This window comes from Niameybacter massiliensis (genome assembly GCF_001282685.1).
GTDB classification, from domain to species: domain Bacteria; phylum Bacillota; class Clostridia; order Lachnospirales; family Cellulosilyticaceae; genus Holtiella; species Holtiella tumoricola.
Genome location: NZ_LN875035.1, coordinates 1,680,790 through 1,696,018 on the forward strand (window position 1 = coordinate 1,680,790; position 15,229 = coordinate 1,696,018).

Genomic DNA, 15,229 nt, shown 5'->3' on the forward strand with positions numbered 1-15,229 from the left:
TAGATTTTCCTGTTGCTTTCTTACTTATTGCTTCTAAACTTTATAATTTCTTCTAATGTTGCATACGATCCAATAGCACCTTTTCCTAATGTGCTATATCCTGCATAATCATTTGCAAAACTTAAATAGTCTACTAGTTCTTCTTCATTAAGTGTTCCTAGTGCTCCTTGATCTACTTGATTATTAAGTAGCATAAATAAAAATGCACCAATAAAAGAATCACCTGCTCCTGTCGTATCTACTACATTCAATTTATTGCCTGGGACATGTGCTTTCTTGTTTCTTGTATAAATTTCAGCACCATCTCCACCTTTTGTATAAATTATGATTTCTCCATTTCCCTTAAATAAGTCAGGAAGTGCATCTTCTATTTTGTCAAATCCCGTAATAAATTCAAGTTCCTCGTCTGAAACTTTAATAATATGAGCATAGGGTAAAAATTCTAATATTGCTTGTCGGCATGCCTCTTCTGATTCCCATAATGGTAAACGTACATTAGGATCAAAACTTATAATTCCACCATGTGCTAATACACTGTTAATAGCTTTTTTATGAGCTGATTTCATTGGTGATTCCACTAAATCTACTGAACAAAAATGTAAACCATAGCACTCTTCAAACCATTCTTCTTTAATCTCATTTGCTTCTAATAACATATCCGCACTTGGATTACGGTAGAAAGAAAAATCTCTATTACCATCTTCTTTTAAGGATACAAATGCAAGTCCTGTGCCTGCTTTATTTGTTCTTAGAACATACTCACATCCTACACCTGCTTCTTCTAATACCTCTATAATATAGTCTCCAAAGGCATCTTTACCTAATTGAGAAATAAATTTAGCTTCTCCACCTAACTTAGAAATTGCTGCACATACATTAGCTGGTGCTCCCCCTGCTACACGTTCAAAACTTACTACTTCTTTTAGTGCACACCCTTTTTGGTTTGGGATAAAATCAATTAATGCTTCACCTATAGCAAAGATTTTTTTCATATTCTACTCTCCTATTTATCTTCTATTTCTTATACACGAATAACTCTTGTTCCTGCAATTAAATCATGTAATGCTTTTCCATCTTCTCTTCTTGCCATCAAAAACTGAGAAACAAGCAGAAATCCAATACCTATTAATGGTATAGCGTACATGATTTTACTCAGTTCTCTCACTATAAACCTCCACACATTAGGTTGCTTGTAATCTTCTGTGGTAATCTTCATACCCAATAAATATTTACCTAACTGATACCCTCTACAAAATATAGGTGTAAGAATACTATAAAGTACAAATATCAAACTCATCATAAAAAGTGCCTTATTTGTTTGTACACCTAGTTGTATAAGTACTCCAAGTCCTAATGCATAGATTGCTATATTATCGAAAAGTACTGCTCCTATTCTACTAATTAATTTAGTTTTCAATAGTTATCGCCTTCATTTCCCATAAATTTAATTTTCCATTTAGCTCTATTCCTTCAACTTCAATTTGATTTTCTTCTGTACTTGGATAGTAACGTGATGTAAAGACTTCTTCTCCGTCATTTAAGAAAATTTCAAGTGATGATGTATCTCCAAATATACGGATATTTTTCACTACTTCTATTTGGACACTTCTCTTGTCACGTCCATAACCACATTCATCAAATATTAAAGAAATTACTTTTTCTTCCGCTTTATATTCAAGAACTGCACCTTTTCTTATAATAATCTTTAAATCCTTTTTAAGCGTTTCTAACATAAGTTCTAATTCAAATGTATGAGCTGGTAGCTGAATCTTTGTATTATTTTCCTTTAATTCTAGGCCAACTACTTTACTTCTTAGATTCTTTAACTCTTCTATAGGTTGTTGAATCAGTTTGCCCTCTTTCATATGAAGTTCACGAGGAATTGTAAGGGCATGTTGCCAACCATGTTCTGTCGTTGGATTGCTATATAGATCATCAATATCAGGTAACCCCATCCACCCAATCAAAATACGTCTTCCTTGCTCATCTATAAATGTCTGTGGTGCATAGAAGTCAAATCCTCTATCCATCTCCTCAAAGCCACTTAAGGCATATTCACTTGTTGTAATATCACCTTCTACAACATAGTAACCACTTTGATAAATATTATTATACTTTATTCCATCAGCTTCAATCCCTTGTGGAGATAATAATAAAACTTTTTGCCCATCTAGTTCAAAGAAATCTGGACACTCCCACATATATCCAAACACATCTTCACTTTGAATTTTATTAATAACTTTCCAGACTATTTTATCTTCTGATGCAAAGAGTAAGATTTGTCCTCTATCCTTTTTATCTCTTGCCCCTTGAACCATATAGTACATATTATCTTCTTTCCATACTTTAGGATCGCGTACATGACAAGTCATCTCGCTTCCATAGTCTTCATTTGTCATAAGAAGCTCTTTATGTGTAAAAGTTTTACCATCTTCGCTGACAACCATGACTGTATTATGCTCTCTACCTGTCGTGACATAATCATGCTTACCTACTTGTTTCACATTTCCAGTATAGTATAAATACATTTTATTCTCGTCAATTAATGCTGAACCTGAGTAAACACCATGACAATCAAATGGTTGATCTGCATATAAGGCTGTATTTTCATTTTTCCAGTGTATCATATCTATACTTGTATAGTGCCCCCAGAATTTTAATCCACCCTTTTCATCAAAAGGCGAGTATTGAAAGAATACATGATATTTTCCTTTAAACTGGCAAAGTCCATTGGGATCATTTAGCCAACCTACCTTTGGCATAATGTGAAATTTGAGTGCATAAGAGTCTTTCAAAATTCTCCCTGCTTCTTTTTCTTCTATTATTTGTGTCAATTTTTTTAAGTCTCTATTTAAAGCATTCATGATTATTCTCCTGTTCAACTACAAGAAGCTGTCACAAAATACTCCTTCTCTATATGAAATAAAAGTACATTATGACAGCCCTATATATTTAATATCTTATTTTGTTTCTTCATCCCATCCTAGTACTAAAGTCATTACAAATGCCACACTTAATGAAATAGCAAAGAGGATTAAGTATTGAATTGGTGCATGTAAGTGAAGAAGGATTCCAAAAATTCCTGTTACACCAGTACCTGTAGCACCAAGTCCTACAATAGATGCATAAAGTGCACCAAATGCTGCCCCAATAGAAGCACCAATAAATGGTTTCATATATCTTAAATTAACACCAAAGATTGCTGGTTCTGTAATCCCAAGCATTGCACTAAGTGCAGCTGGGAAAGCTAATGCTTTTAATTTTGTATTTTTTGTTTTAACTGCTACTGCAAGTGCTGCTCCACCTTGAGCAATGTTTGCTGCTGAAGCAATTGGTAACCAATAAGTATATCCATATTGTGAAATCTGTCCTAAGTCAATAATTGAGTACATATGATGAATACCTGTTACAACTGTTGATGCATAGATACCACCCATTAAAAATCCACCAACACCAAATGGTAATGCAATAAGTTGTTGTACACCTGTTAATACTGCATTTTCAATAAATACAAATACTGGTCCAACCATTGTTAATGTTAAGTATCCTGTAACAAAAACAGTCACAAGTGGTGTAACAAATAAGTCTAGCATTTCTGGTACAATTTTATGAAGTTTTGTTTCGATCTTACTCATAATCCATACTGCTATAACAATAGGAATAACGTGTCCTTGATAACCTACCATTGGGATTTCATATAAGCCACCCCATACACTTTGCATTACTTGATAACCTTCTGTGGATACGGTCCATGCATTTTGTAGGTCTGGATGGATCATAATCATAGCAATGATCGCTCCAAGATATTGATTTCCACCGAATACTTTTGCTGCACTAAATCCTATTAAGATTGGTAAGAAAATATAAGCTACGTTACTAAATAATTTTAAAAATACAAACACTGAACTTTGAGTATTAAAATCAATGAATCCATTATTTACAGCAAACATTACAGCTTCTGTAAGCCCCATCATTAACCCACCTGCAACGATCGCTGGGATAATTGGTACAAATATGTCTCCTAATGTTTTAATTAATTGTTTAAACTTATTTGTATTAGCTGTTGCCATGTTTTTCACTTCTTCTTTTGAAACTTCTTTGCCTCCTGTTAAAGACATCAGTTCTGCATAAACCTTATTAACTGTACCTGTTCCAATGATGATTTGAAGTTGACCTGATGCAAAGAATACACCTTTAACACCATCAATATCCTCGATAGCTTGCTTATCTACTTTTTCGTTAGAAGCAATAATTAAACGAAGTCTTGTTGCACAGTGTGCAGCTGATACTAGGTTCTCTTGACCGCCTAGGCCTTTTAAAATGAGTTCTGCTACTTTTCTGTAATCCATTTTAAACCTCCCTGTTAATGTGTTATCGATTTCATAGTCTGTAAAAAAAAACTACTTTTATCGTTTAATTTTTCTATTGTTTTCTTATGTATAATGTGTAATCGTTTTCACATTTTATATTTTTATTATACGATTCTCTATCTCTATTTGTAAATAGATGTATTTATACAAAAACAATTTCTTACATTGTATAAATTGCACAATTTCTATCTTTGATATACACTTATACATCTTTGATTTCACTAAATTTTTTATTAAATAAAAAAAGAGAGACTATTAAAACAGTCTCTCTTTATTTAAAGCTCTCTCGGAGTTTTAGTTCATACCCAAGCTTAACTTCCTTAATCATCTTAGTCTCTGATTGCATAGCATCTAATAACATCTTTGCAGCTTCCTTACCACTCGTTTTATAGTAGTAATGCATAGAAGCTAACTTAGGTGAAATAGCTTTTGCTAAAACCGAATCTCCTATACCTGCAAACTTGATTCTCTCTATTTGTTCAGGTTGTTTTTCTTTCATCCATTCTAGTGCACCTACTGCAATTTTATCTGTTGCACAAAATACACCATCTATACGTTTATCTAGCTGCATTAACTCATTTATAGCTTGATAACCTGATTCCTCTGAAAAATCACCTATTTTAATTAACTCTTGTTGTACCTCAATTCCACTATCTTGTAATGCTTGCATAAAACCTCTTTTTCTCTCATATCCAACTGCTATATCTTTTTCAGTTACACCTATATATCCTATACGTTTACAACCTTTTTGGATAAATTCTTTCGTAAGGGTATAAGCAGCACCAAAGTCATCATGATATACACAAGAATATCCTTCCACCTGTTGCCCAACAACAATAATAGGCACCTTAATCTTCTCCATAACTTCTAAATGTGCTGGAGTTAAGATTGTGGCTACAAAGATAATACCATCTACTTGGTTATTCTTAAAAATATTTAAGTATTCGATTTCCTTTTGGATGTTAAGATCTGTATTCCCAAGTAAAATATGATAGCCTGCTTCTGTAAGTTCTTTGCCAGCCCCTTCTATAATTCTACTTACTGCTTCTGAGCTAATCTTAGGTAATATCACTCCTATTAAATTAGTCTTTTTAGTTCTCAATGTCTGCGCATGAGCTGAAGGAATATATCCTGTTTCATCAATTATCTTTTGTATTTTTTCCCTATTTTCTTGACTTACGTATCCATTGTTTAAAAATCTTGATACAGTTGCATTGGATACACCTGCTAAGGTAGCAATTTTACTTATGTTCATATCGTCACCTAATCTATATTTAAAATAATATACGTTTGTGCTTTAAGACTAACATACTCCTCTATCTTTGACAACGTAAAAGATTAATGACTACTGGGCTATAGCTTTTTCAATTGCTTCTTTGATATCTATAATAATATCTTCAATATTCTCGAGTCCTACTGAAAATCTCACCATGTCATCTGTTACACCACACCCTTTTTGTTCTTCTTTTGTAAGTTGTTGATGTGTTGAGCTTGCAGGATGAATAGCTAAAGACTTTGCATCTGCAACATTTGCAAGCTGAGATACTATTTCTAAGTTATCAATAAACTTTCTTACAATTTTTTCGCCGCCTTTTATTCCAAAAGTAAAAATTGATCCTGCTCCCTTTGGAAAATACTTTTTGCAAAGTCCTTCATATTTACTCTCCGCTCTACTTGGATAATTCACCCAAGCAACTTGAGGATGACTTTCTAAAAATGTGATAAGTTTATGTGTATTTTCTATATGTCTTTCTACACGTAAAGATAATGTTTCTAATCCTTGTAGAAGTAAAAAGGCATTAAATGGACTAATACATGCACCTGTATCTCTTAAAAACTGTACCCTTGCTTTTGATATATAAGCACTTTCTCCTAGATCTTGTGCATAACGTATACCATGATAGCCTTCATCTGGTTCTGTCATATTACTAAACTTTCCACTAGCTAACCAATCAAATTTTCCACTATCAATAATGATTCCTCCAATAGATGTACCATGCCCACCAATAAACTTTGTAGCCGAATGTACTACAATATCCGCACCGTGTTCTATAGGTCTTAATAAATAAGGTGTCGCAAAAGTACTATCTACAATAAGTGGAATATGATGATTATGTGCAATTTTTGCAACTTCCTCTATATCAATAATGTTAATACCTGGATTCCCTATTGACTCTATGTAAATCACTTTTGTATTCTCATTTAATGCCTTCTTAAAGTTATCTATATCATCTGGATCTACAAAATTTGTATGAATACCATACTGAGGTAATGTATGAGCAAATAAATTATAAGTGCCTCCATACAAAGTTGAAGCTGCTACAATTTCATCTCCTGCTCTTAAAATGGTTAAAATTGCTGCTGTAATCGCTGCGGCTCCTGAAGCTAATGCTAGTGCCCCTATACCTCCTTCAAGTGCTGCCATTCTTTTTTCAAACACATCAGTAGTTGGGTTCATTAATCTGGTATAAATATTTCCTGACTCTTTAAGCCCAAATAAGTTCTCCGCATGCTCTGTATTATCAAATACATAAGACGTAGTTTGATAAATAGGTACTGCTCTAGATTTTGTTACTGGATCAGGTGTTTGCCCTGCATGTAATTGTAATGTTTCAAAATGTAATGCTCTTTCCATAAATTCATCCCCTCTTTACTCATAAATTTAGATATAAAACATAAGTCCTTCACACTCTTTTTGCTGATAGTAATCCTGTAGTAAATCCTGTAAGGTCATATCTGTTAATGCTTCTTGAAGTTCTTCATCAATAGGTTGCCAAACCAGCTTCTTAATGCAACATCTCATTAAGTCATCTCCGTCATCTATCTCTGGCTCTTCAATACACAAATTACCTTCTAGTACTTCTAGTATCTCTATGACCTTCATCACCTCGGGTGCTTTACCTAATTGATATCCGCCTGATGGTCCTTTAGTTCCTTGTACTAATTTAGCCTTTTTTAAAAGTGCAAAAGCTTGCTCTAAGTAGTTAATAGATACACCTTGCCTACTGGCTATATTTCCCAAAGATATAGGCTTTTTGTCTGAGTGGGTAGCTAAATCAACCATTGCACGTAGTCCATATCTTCCTTTAGTAGATATTTTCATCTTCATGTCCTCCTAAAGATAGTATTCTACCTCTCCATACCTTTCTTGTAACATCTTTAAGTACTCTTCTAATAGTTGAAATACTGTAACTTGTTCGGTATACGCAGCTACTGATTGATTCATCTTTTGCCATAACCTTTTAGTTGTACAAATGTCGCCAAGTTTACAGTTACATTTACTCCCTTCTTCTACACAAGGAACTAAAGCTATCTTTTCGTCTACCCCCATTAAAATTTGTCTTACTGTAATTTCCTCTAATGGTTGCTTGATAAGATACCCACCTTTAGTTCCTCTTACAGAAGTAATTAGATGTGCTTTTCTTAGCTTAAAGAAAATTTGTTCTAGGTAGTTTTCTGTAGTTCCTATTTTTGATGCAATCACTTTAGATTGAATAGGATTACCATTTGATAGATGTGCTAAATATACCATTGCTTCGATTGCATATTGTGCCTTTAATGAAATTTTCATAAGGATTCCTCTATGGTGTTTTTATTTCCTACTTTTATGATAAAGATTCTATTCCTACACCCCTTAATTGTCAATAAATTTTATGAAATTTTTAAATGTTTTTTCTTATGTCAACATTTCATTTAACTTCCTATATGACTCTGATAAATCAAGAAATGTACGTACCTATCTTGTAAATACAAAATGCTCCTCAGACGACTCTTCTATATTCAACTCATATCCATCCTCTTTGAAGCTTTTGATAGCTTCTATGGTGTCTATTCTATTTTCTCCTATATAACGTACCATTAAGCCTCTTGCCTTTTTAGCATACATACCTACTACTTTATAGCTATCTCCCTTCTTCTCTTTAAAGCTTACTTTTATAACCGGAAATTGCTTTTGTATTATTTTTAATTGAAGTGCCTTACTATACTCATCAGATGCTAAATTCAAAAGTATTTGATCGCCTGTTGTTCGTTCCAGCGCCTTCATCATATGCGTTGTAAGCCTGTCCTTCCAAAATGCATACAAGTCTTTTCCTACTGAATTAGTAAACTTAGTTCCCATTTCTAACCTATAAGGCTTAATACATTCAAGAGGTTGGATTACTCCATATAAGCCTGATAAAATACAAACATGTTCATGAAGATATGCTAACGTTGGCTGATCTAATGTGGATGCTTCTAATCCCTTATAAGCTTCTCCATAAAAATATAAAAGTGCCTCATACGCATTTACCTCTTCTATATCTGCAAAATTCTTGTAGCGTTCACTGTTTATCTTGGCTAGTTCATCGGACATCTTCATAAGTTTTGCCAGTTCTGGTTCTGTATATCTTTTTAACAGTTCAATAAGTTCCACACTCTCTTCATGAAATTTCAAAGGGTTGTATGTCTTATATTCTTGTTTTTCTAACGTTCTAAAAATTTTTGCTGGTGATATAATTGTAATCATTTCATTCTCCTGTTCTTCTCACTCACTTTATTAATGGCATTAAGCAATTGATTTAATCTATTTAATTTATTAAACAATTTATTATTTTACTTATTCTATTATATAAAATTTATTTACCACTTTACAAACAAAAGAATTTATATAATAATTATTATTAAATAAATTCTTTGCTCGGAGGTTTTAATATGGAAAATATCGAATTAGTAGAAGGTATGCAAGCACCAAACTTTTCTTTACCAGGCTCAGATGGACAAACGCATCAGTTAAGTGATTATATCGGTAAAAAAGTAATTCTTTACTTTTATCCAAAAGATAATACCCCTGGCTGCTCAAAAGAAGCCGAAGCTTTCCGTGACCAATATGAACATTTCTCAAGCGAAAATACAGTAATTCTAGGTGTTAGTCGTGATACACTTACTGCTCATGCTAAATTTATCGATAAATATAGCTTACCCTTTGTGCTTCTTTCTGACAAAGAAGAAGTGGTATGTAAACTCTATGATGTATTAAAAGAAAAAACAATGTGCGGCCGTACAGGCATCGGTATTGAAAGAAGTACTTTCATCATTGATGAAACTGGAAAACTTGTAAAAATCTATCGTAAAATAAAAGTGGCTGGACACGTTGATAACGTTAAATGTGCACTTTCAGAATCTCTATAATAAATTTCAAAAAGGAGCTAGTGCATAAAACATGCATCAGCTCCTTCTATCATTTAATAACTTAATTACTCGCTTATTTAGATGATCTATCTATAATGTCTTGAATATCATTTTTAATATTATCAGAACGTCCTCCAAATATAGCTTGTATGTTATCTCCTACTTCCATAACACCACTTGCACCTAGTTCTTTAATACGTCCTTTATCAACATTTTTTACATTTTTAACAGAGACACGTAACCTGGTAATACAAGCATCTAGGTTTGTAATATTCTCTTTACCACCTAACGCTACAAGGATAGCTTCTGGTAGGCTCCCTTCTTCTCCAAGTGCTTCCGGTGAGCCGTGTACATCCTCATCATCTTCTCTACCTGGAGTTTTTAAATCCATCTTTTTAATTAAGAAGCTGAAAATAAAATAATAAATAGGGAATAAAATAACCCCAACTATAACAATGTAGAACCAGTTAGTTGGTACACCTGCTCCTGCTGGTAATAGGCCAAATAAACTAAAGTCAATTAAACCACCAGAGAATGTCATCCCTACAAATACATTTAAGATATCCATAAGCATATAACATAAACCTGCAATCACACAGTGCACACCATAAAGAACTGGTGCAACAAATAAGAAAGCAAATTCCATTGGTTCAGTAATACCTGTTAACGCTGCAGTAAGTGCTGCTGAAGCAAGTAATCCACCTACTTGTTGCCTTCTTTCTGGTTTTGCAGTTTTATACATAGCAAGAGCCGCTCCACCTAAACCAAAGATCATAAATGGGAATTTTCCTGCCATAAAACGAGTGGTTGTACTTACAACTTCATTCATAACACTTTGTGGTGCACCAACAAGTGCCCCCATGTTAGATAACTGTGCAAAGTAAGCTGTATTAGCACCATCTACAAGCATAGTACCACCACCATCAAGCAATACATTAGATCTTACAAATCCAGTAAACCAGAATGGTGTATAGAATACATGGTGTAATCCTACAGGTATAAGTGCACGTTCTATTGTACCGTATAAGAATGTACCAATTGGACCTGAGCTATTTACCCATCCTGCTACTACTGCAATACCATTTTGGATGAATGGCCAAATAAATGCTAAAATAACACCAATAATTAACATAGTAACAGATGTTACTATAGGTACAAATCTTGAACCTCCAAAGAACCCTAATACTTGGGGTAACTGAATCTTATGATACTTATTGTGTAAAATAGCTGCTGTTACACCAGCAACAATCCCACCAAATACAGATATATTTAATGTAAAAATACCTAATGTTGTTGTAACATAAGTACTATATGCATCTGACACATTACCTGGTGTGAGAACGCCTAATGATGTTACACCTAAAGATAGCATTGTTGAAATAGATTGATGCATAATAATGAATCCAATAGCTGCAGCAAGCGCTGCTGTACCTTTATCTGATTTCGCAAGACCTACTGCTATACCAATTGCGAACAATAAAGGTAAGTTGGCAAATACAATATCACCAACATTTTTCATAATTGTTAAAATGGCTGTAACCCATCCAATACTAATAAATTGAATAAGTCCTATATAAATGGCAGGTGGGTTTTCGAGGGTTGTTAGATTTAAAAGTGCTCCACCTACTCCTAATAAGATCCCAGCCGCTGGTAGGAGTGCTATTGGTAACATAAATGCCTTACCAACACGTTGTAATACTCCAAAGACTTTACTCATCATTTGTTTTTCCTCCTATAATTCAGAATGGACATTATTTTATTATAGGATTTCACCATAACCCAATTTTTATGTCTAACTTCAAATAATTTATGATATTATAAACTGTAATCTTTATAACACTAGTCTTTTAATCCTATTGTTATACTTACATTTTATCGACTTAATATTTACATTCTATTTACTACAAGGAGCTTCACATGACTAAATTAAACAAAAAACTTTCTTCACTTTGCAAAACAAAAGTACTTCTTTTAAGTTCTTTAATCTTTTTATCCGGTTGTGCACCAGTTGCTACAACCGAAATACCTAAAGGAGACTCAGCTACCTCTGAATCCACTACACAAAATTCTACTACTTCTGAAGTCGGTGAACTTGAAGTCAGCCTACCAGATACCACTTTACCTGATTCAGCTGTATCTGAATCAAATAGCTCTACTTCAACTAGTCAAGTAGAGGTTCATTTCATCAATACAGGAAATAGTGATAGCATTTTGATTAAAGACGGGGTAAAAGCTATGCTTATTGATGGTGGAGATACTGATGATGACCAAAAAGTTATGGAGTATTTAAAGGCTCAAAATATCCAATCACTTGAATATATTATTGCTTCACACCCACATGCTGATCATATTGGCGGGCTAGACACTGTTATTAAAACATTTCCTACTCAATATCTATTTGTAGCAAATGGTGATGCTGATACTAAAGTTTATAGAGACTTTATTAATGCTGCTATGGATAAAAACCTTCAGCCTAGTGTTCCTTTAGAAGGCAAACAATTTAAATTAGAAAATAGCTATTTTGAAGTCTTTAATACAAATGGTGGTTCAACAACTAATGAACAATCTTTAGTTATTCGTCTTACTCATGGTGAGGATACCTTCCTCTTTACAGGAGATGCTGAAAAAGAAACTGAAGCTGAAATTTTAAATCAAATGACAGGAGTAGATTTACTTAAAGTTGGTCATCATGGTTCTCATAGTAGTACAACTGATGGTTTCCTAGAGCAATTAAGTCCTACATATGCCGTTATTTTAGCCGCTAATCCAAATAAATATGGACATCCTCATATAGAAACAGTTCAAAAACTTGAAAAAGCACAAATTGAAGTACATCGTTCAGATGAATGTGGTGATATTATCTTTACTTCAACAGGAAATGGGCTTACTACTGAGTGCCCTGTTGGTAGCTATAACCGTGGTTCAAAAGCGGATACTGCTAGCAGTACTAATAGCAACAATACTACTAGCAGTAACACTAACAGTACTAATAATATCAATACTACTACCAACACACAAAGCATAACTAATGCTACAGGTTCTACAGAAAAAACTATTTACTGGACACCAAATGGTAAAAGCTATCATACCACTAAAGACTGTTCAGCACTTTCTAAAAGTAAAACAATCTTAAGTGGTACCCAAGCTGAAAGTGGCAAATTTGATCCTTGTGATCGTTGCCACTAGTATCCAAGTTTTCTAACTGTTCTATATCAAAAAAGGAGAGTTACGAAATTCATATACGAATTTCGCACTCTCCTTTTTTCTATTAATCTCTCCAGAATAATATATTTTCAACTTCCTCTGCATCTAAGTGAACAAGCCAGCCAATATCCCTAGTACTTATACCTATTTTATGCAAGTGAAATATCAACTTAATCATTTCTGAATCTTGCATAGTATCCCCCCAATTTTTTCTTATAGTAATAGTATATGCGAACGCTTATATTAAAGAGCAATAACATACCTACTGTTATAAAAAAAGTCATACTCCCTCCTATCAAAGGATATGATTAAGAAGGGGGGATTTCTGTGAGCTATTTACTTTCCATTAGTTTTATTATTATTGTTATCTACTTACTATTTAAGAATCCCAAATATACTCTCCCTATTGATAAAATTATATTTAAGATTATTCTTTATGAAGTAATTGCTGCCATTCTTGTTTCTCTAAGCAGTTTCTTTTTAGAAGAACCTTTAAGTAATTTATTTACATCCTCTAGTGCTACCTATATACTTGTAGAAAACTTGATTACTGTTGCACCATTAGAAGAACTTGCAAAATTCATCGCTGTCTATATTGCTACTAAAGGTTTTAAATCACTTAGGCGTAAAGAAGATATACTTTTTTATCTTCTTTTCTCTGCTTGCATCTTTTCAGCTTTGGAAAATTTACTCTACATCTTTATTTATGATGGTGATTTACTTTTAGCTTTATTGCGTAATTTTGTCTCTACACCTTGTCATCTTTTTTATAGTATTGTATTTGGCTTCTTCTACACATTATATCTACAACATCATACATATAAAATAGGCTACTTCTTACAAGGTTTATTCTTCGCTTCATTCTTTCATGGTTTTATGAATTTCTGCTTATGCTACTATACTTATACCCAAAGTTTACTTGGCCTTATTTTTGCTTGTGTGGTTTTAGGCTCCTTTTACTTAATAGGCGCTGAACTTATTAAGAGACATCTTGAAAAATCCTTATATGCTGTTCAAATTGCCGAGTGCGAGGAGGTTGAATCTCTTTGAACTGTCTCCATTGTAGTAAACACTTAGAACCTATGACCCGTTTTTGTCCTTATTGTGGCAATCCCACTAGTGATTTTGGATCCAGTTGGATCATTTATATTCTTTTTTTAGTAACGCTCATTTTTCTTCTTGTTTTAGTCTTTGGTTAAACAAAAAATGGGTTTGTTACACCCGCGCGCCGAGTGTTACAAACCCTATATTTTCATTATTCGACTTAGAAGAATGCTTCTTGAAGTTGTCTCTCAACGCTTTCTTCATCTTTATTTTCAATAACAACAACTTCTTTATTAGCTGGTTTGCTATTATCTTTTGTTTTTACATATTCATCCCAATTTTCAAGTTTCCAAGTATCTCTGTCAGAAGCTCTTTCGATCATACGTTGATGAATTGTTTCTAAATCACAGTATACCCAAACCATAACAAGTTCAGTATCAATTTCAGCAAGTTTAGCTCTAAGCTCAGCTACGTATGCTTCATTGTTAAACTCTTTTGTAAATGGTGCATTTACAATAACATTATCGTTGAATTCTAATGCTTCAAATGCTACGTCAAGAATAGCTACGTATTCAGGGTCTCTTAAGAATTTATTAAAGAACTCTGAATCTCTATTATATGGCTCATTAGCTGCTTTGTAAGCTGCCATTGAGAGTGGAATAATCGTATCTTTGTCAAGATAAACTGGATTATTTAATTTTGCTGCTAATTTTTTTGATACAAAAGTTTTTCCACTTGCTGGTGGAGAACCTACTAGAAATAATCTTTTTTTCATTGTATTTCTCACTTTCTTAACTGAATTTTTTGACACCATCTGCGGTGTTCTACTATTAGAATATGTAATTTATAACTGTTACATCAGTATTCTTCATATTACTACATTTTACTTGATTTTACAACATTTCTTAAGTATATTTTAAGTAAAAAAATATTTTTTTGCAATAAAATAAGTACAGATCCTTTATAACCTGTACTTATAATGATTTATTCACATGTCTCTACCCTTACCATAAAATGTCCTGTTGCATTATGCGGATTGGCAATATACAGATTTCTAAGTGCTTCATAATCTGTAATCATTCCATCGGTAATATTTTCATATTTTAGTACATTAATACCAGAAGGTCCTTTTTGCTTTACATCAAAACTTATGTTGTTGTCTCCTACTTGTGAAATAACGTGCCATACCAAATGCTTATCATGTGGTAAATGATTTACACAAAAATTTCTACTTGAACGTTGTTCTTCTCCTTCTTCACCAACAGGTACACATGCAATAGTTGTAGCTACTCCCATAACAACACTCCCTCCAGATCATGTTTTTATTTAATATGTCTAATTAATACTTATATTATAAACCATTTTCATGAAATAGTAACTATATTTTTAATATTATATTTTTAATTTTACAAAATAATTCATTCGTTTTTTAATCTTTTTAT

15 protein-coding genes and 1 pseudogene are annotated in these 15,229 nt (G+C 33.1%); 3 read left to right on the top strand and 13 right to left on the bottom strand.

The window, feature by feature from the left end; translation table 11 throughout:
* Positions 1–20: 20 nt before the first annotated feature.
* The 9 genes and pseudogenes from BN2390_RS13255 to yaaA form a co-directional block, all read right to left on the bottom strand.
* Positions 21–992: a carbohydrate kinase family protein gene (locus BN2390_RS13255; protein ID WP_053984818.1), complete on the bottom strand. Its 972-nt coding sequence runs from the start codon at positions 990–992 to the stop codon at positions 21–23.
* A gap of 29 nt (positions 993–1,021) precedes the next feature.
* Positions 1,022–1,417, bottom strand: coding sequence for an RDD family protein (locus BN2390_RS13260; RefSeq protein ID WP_053984819.1), 396 nt, complete (start codon positions 1,415–1,417; stop codon positions 1,022–1,024).
* Positions 1,407–2,864 carry a glycoside hydrolase family 32 protein gene (locus BN2390_RS13265; protein ID WP_053984820.1) on the bottom strand — a complete coding sequence of 486 codons (1,458 nt, stop codon included), beginning with the start codon at positions 2,862–2,864 and terminating at the stop codon, positions 1,407–1,409. Before BN2390_RS13265 ends, BN2390_RS13260 begins: the two co-directional genes overlap by 11 nt.
* 120 nt (positions 2,865–2,984) lie before the next feature.
* Positions 2,985–4,349 (bottom strand): annotated as a pseudogene (locus tag BN2390_RS13270) (PTS transporter subunit EIIC); the annotation flags it as partial.
* A 292-nt stretch (positions 4,350–4,641) separates the two neighbouring features.
* Positions 4,642–5,625 (bottom strand): LacI family DNA-binding transcriptional regulator, encoded by a 984-nt coding sequence (locus BN2390_RS13275; RefSeq protein WP_053984822.1) that lies wholly within the window; start codon positions 5,623–5,625, stop codon positions 4,642–4,644.
* A gap of 90 nt (positions 5,626–5,715) precedes the next feature.
* Positions 5,716–7,005 (bottom strand): O-acetylhomoserine aminocarboxypropyltransferase/cysteine synthase family protein, encoded by a 1,290-nt coding sequence (locus tag BN2390_RS13280; RefSeq protein ID WP_053984823.1) that lies wholly within the window; start codon positions 7,003–7,005, stop codon positions 5,716–5,718.
* Between the two features lie 27 nt (positions 7,006–7,032).
* Positions 7,033–7,473, bottom strand: coding sequence for an RrF2 family transcriptional regulator (locus tag BN2390_RS13285; RefSeq protein WP_053984824.1), 441 nt, complete (start codon positions 7,471–7,473; stop codon positions 7,033–7,035).
* Between the two features lie 12 nt (positions 7,474–7,485).
* A complete protein-coding gene (locus BN2390_RS13290; protein ID WP_053984825.1) occupies positions 7,486–7,941 on the bottom strand; it encodes an RrF2 family transcriptional regulator in 456 nt (151 codons plus the stop codon).
* A 165-nt stretch (positions 7,942–8,106) separates the two neighbouring features.
* Positions 8,107–8,877: a peroxide stress protein YaaA gene (yaaA, locus tag BN2390_RS13295; protein ID WP_053984826.1), complete on the bottom strand. Its 771-nt coding sequence runs from the start codon at positions 8,875–8,877 to the stop codon at positions 8,107–8,109.
* A 185-nt stretch (positions 8,878–9,062) separates the two neighbouring features.
* Here yaaA and BN2390_RS13300 point away from each other — a divergent pair, with 185 nt between their 5' ends.
* Positions 9,063–9,539 carry a peroxiredoxin gene (locus BN2390_RS13300; protein WP_053984827.1) on the top strand — a complete coding sequence of 159 codons (477 nt, stop codon included), beginning with the start codon at positions 9,063–9,065 and terminating at the stop codon, positions 9,537–9,539.
* 73 nt (positions 9,540–9,612) lie between these two features.
* Here the strand turns inward: BN2390_RS13300 and BN2390_RS13305 are convergent, their stop codons facing one another.
* Positions 9,613–11,259, bottom strand: a complete 1,647-nt coding sequence (locus tag BN2390_RS13305) for a PTS transporter subunit EIIC (protein WP_242847674.1) — start codon at positions 11,257–11,259, stop codon at positions 9,613–9,615.
* 197 nt (positions 11,260–11,456) lie between these two features.
* Here BN2390_RS13305 and BN2390_RS13310 point away from each other — a divergent pair, with 197 nt between their 5' ends.
* Positions 11,457–12,725, top strand: coding sequence for a ComEC/Rec2 family competence protein (locus BN2390_RS13310; RefSeq protein WP_053984828.1), 1,269 nt, complete (start codon positions 11,457–11,459; stop codon positions 12,723–12,725).
* 82 nt (positions 12,726–12,807) lie between these two features.
* On the opposite strand, the gene BN2390_RS22280 is transcribed toward BN2390_RS13310, so the two are convergent.
* Positions 12,808–12,936: a hypothetical protein gene (locus BN2390_RS22280; protein ID WP_271010967.1), complete on the bottom strand. Its 129-nt coding sequence runs from the start codon at positions 12,934–12,936 to the stop codon at positions 12,808–12,810.
* Between the two features lie 134 nt (positions 12,937–13,070).
* Here BN2390_RS22280 and BN2390_RS13315 point away from each other — a divergent pair, with 134 nt between their 5' ends.
* Positions 13,071–13,793, top strand: a complete 723-nt coding sequence (locus BN2390_RS13315) for a PrsW family glutamic-type intramembrane protease (RefSeq protein ID WP_053984829.1) — start codon at positions 13,071–13,073, stop codon at positions 13,791–13,793.
* A gap of 214 nt (positions 13,794–14,007) precedes the next feature.
* Here BN2390_RS13315 and BN2390_RS13320 read toward each other — a convergent pair whose 3' ends face one another.
* A complete protein-coding gene (locus tag BN2390_RS13320) occupies positions 14,008–14,562 on the bottom strand; it encodes a P-loop nucleotide/nucleoside kinase family protein (protein ID WP_053984830.1) in 555 nt (184 codons plus the stop codon).
* Positions 14,563–14,771: 209 nt separating this feature from the next.
* Entirely contained in the window at positions 14,772–15,083 is a 312-nt protein-coding gene (locus BN2390_RS13325) for a hypothetical protein (protein WP_053984831.1), read from the bottom strand.
* Positions 15,084–15,229: the final 146 nt, after the last annotated feature.

Coding starts and splice junctions, on each gene's coding strand:
- BN2390_RS13275 (WP_053984822.1), bottom strand. CDS start 5,625: ATGAACATAAGTAAAATTGCTACCTTAGCAGGTGTATCCAATGCAACT.
- BN2390_RS13305 (WP_242847674.1), bottom strand. CDS start 11,259: ATGATGAGTAAAGTCTTTGGAGTATTACAACGTGTTGGTAAGGCATTT.
- yaaA (WP_053984826.1), bottom strand. CDS start 8,877: ATGATTACAATTATATCACCAGCAAAAATTTTTAGAACGTTAGAAAAA.
- BN2390_RS13265 (WP_053984820.1), bottom strand. CDS start 2,864: ATGAATGCTTTAAATAGAGACTTAAAAAAATTGACACAAATAATAGAA.
- BN2390_RS13310 (WP_053984828.1), top strand. CDS start 11,457: ATGACTAAATTAAACAAAAAACTTTCTTCACTTTGCAAAACAAAAGTA.
- BN2390_RS13300 (WP_053984827.1), top strand. CDS start 9,063: ATGGAAAATATCGAATTAGTAGAAGGTATGCAAGCACCAAACTTTTCT.
- BN2390_RS22280 (WP_271010967.1), bottom strand. CDS start 12,936: ATGCAAGATTCAGAAATGATTAAGTTGATATTTCACTTGCATAAAATA.
- BN2390_RS13290 (WP_053984825.1), bottom strand. CDS start 7,941: ATGAAAATTTCATTAAAGGCACAATATGCAATCGAAGCAATGGTATAT.
- BN2390_RS13285 (WP_053984824.1), bottom strand. CDS start 7,473: ATGAAAATATCTACTAAAGGAAGATATGGACTACGTGCAATGGTTGAT.
- BN2390_RS13320 (WP_053984830.1), bottom strand. CDS start 14,562: ATGAAAAAAAGATTATTTCTAGTAGGTTCTCCACCAGCAAGTGGAAAA.
- BN2390_RS13280 (WP_053984823.1), bottom strand. CDS start 7,005: ATGGAAAGAGCATTACATTTTGAAACATTACAATTACATGCAGGGCAA.
- BN2390_RS13255 (WP_053984818.1), bottom strand. CDS start 992: ATGAAAAAAATCTTTGCTATAGGTGAAGCATTAATTGATTTTATCCCA.
- BN2390_RS13325 (WP_053984831.1), bottom strand. CDS start 15,083: ATGGGAGTAGCTACAACTATTGCATGTGTACCTGTTGGTGAAGAAGGA.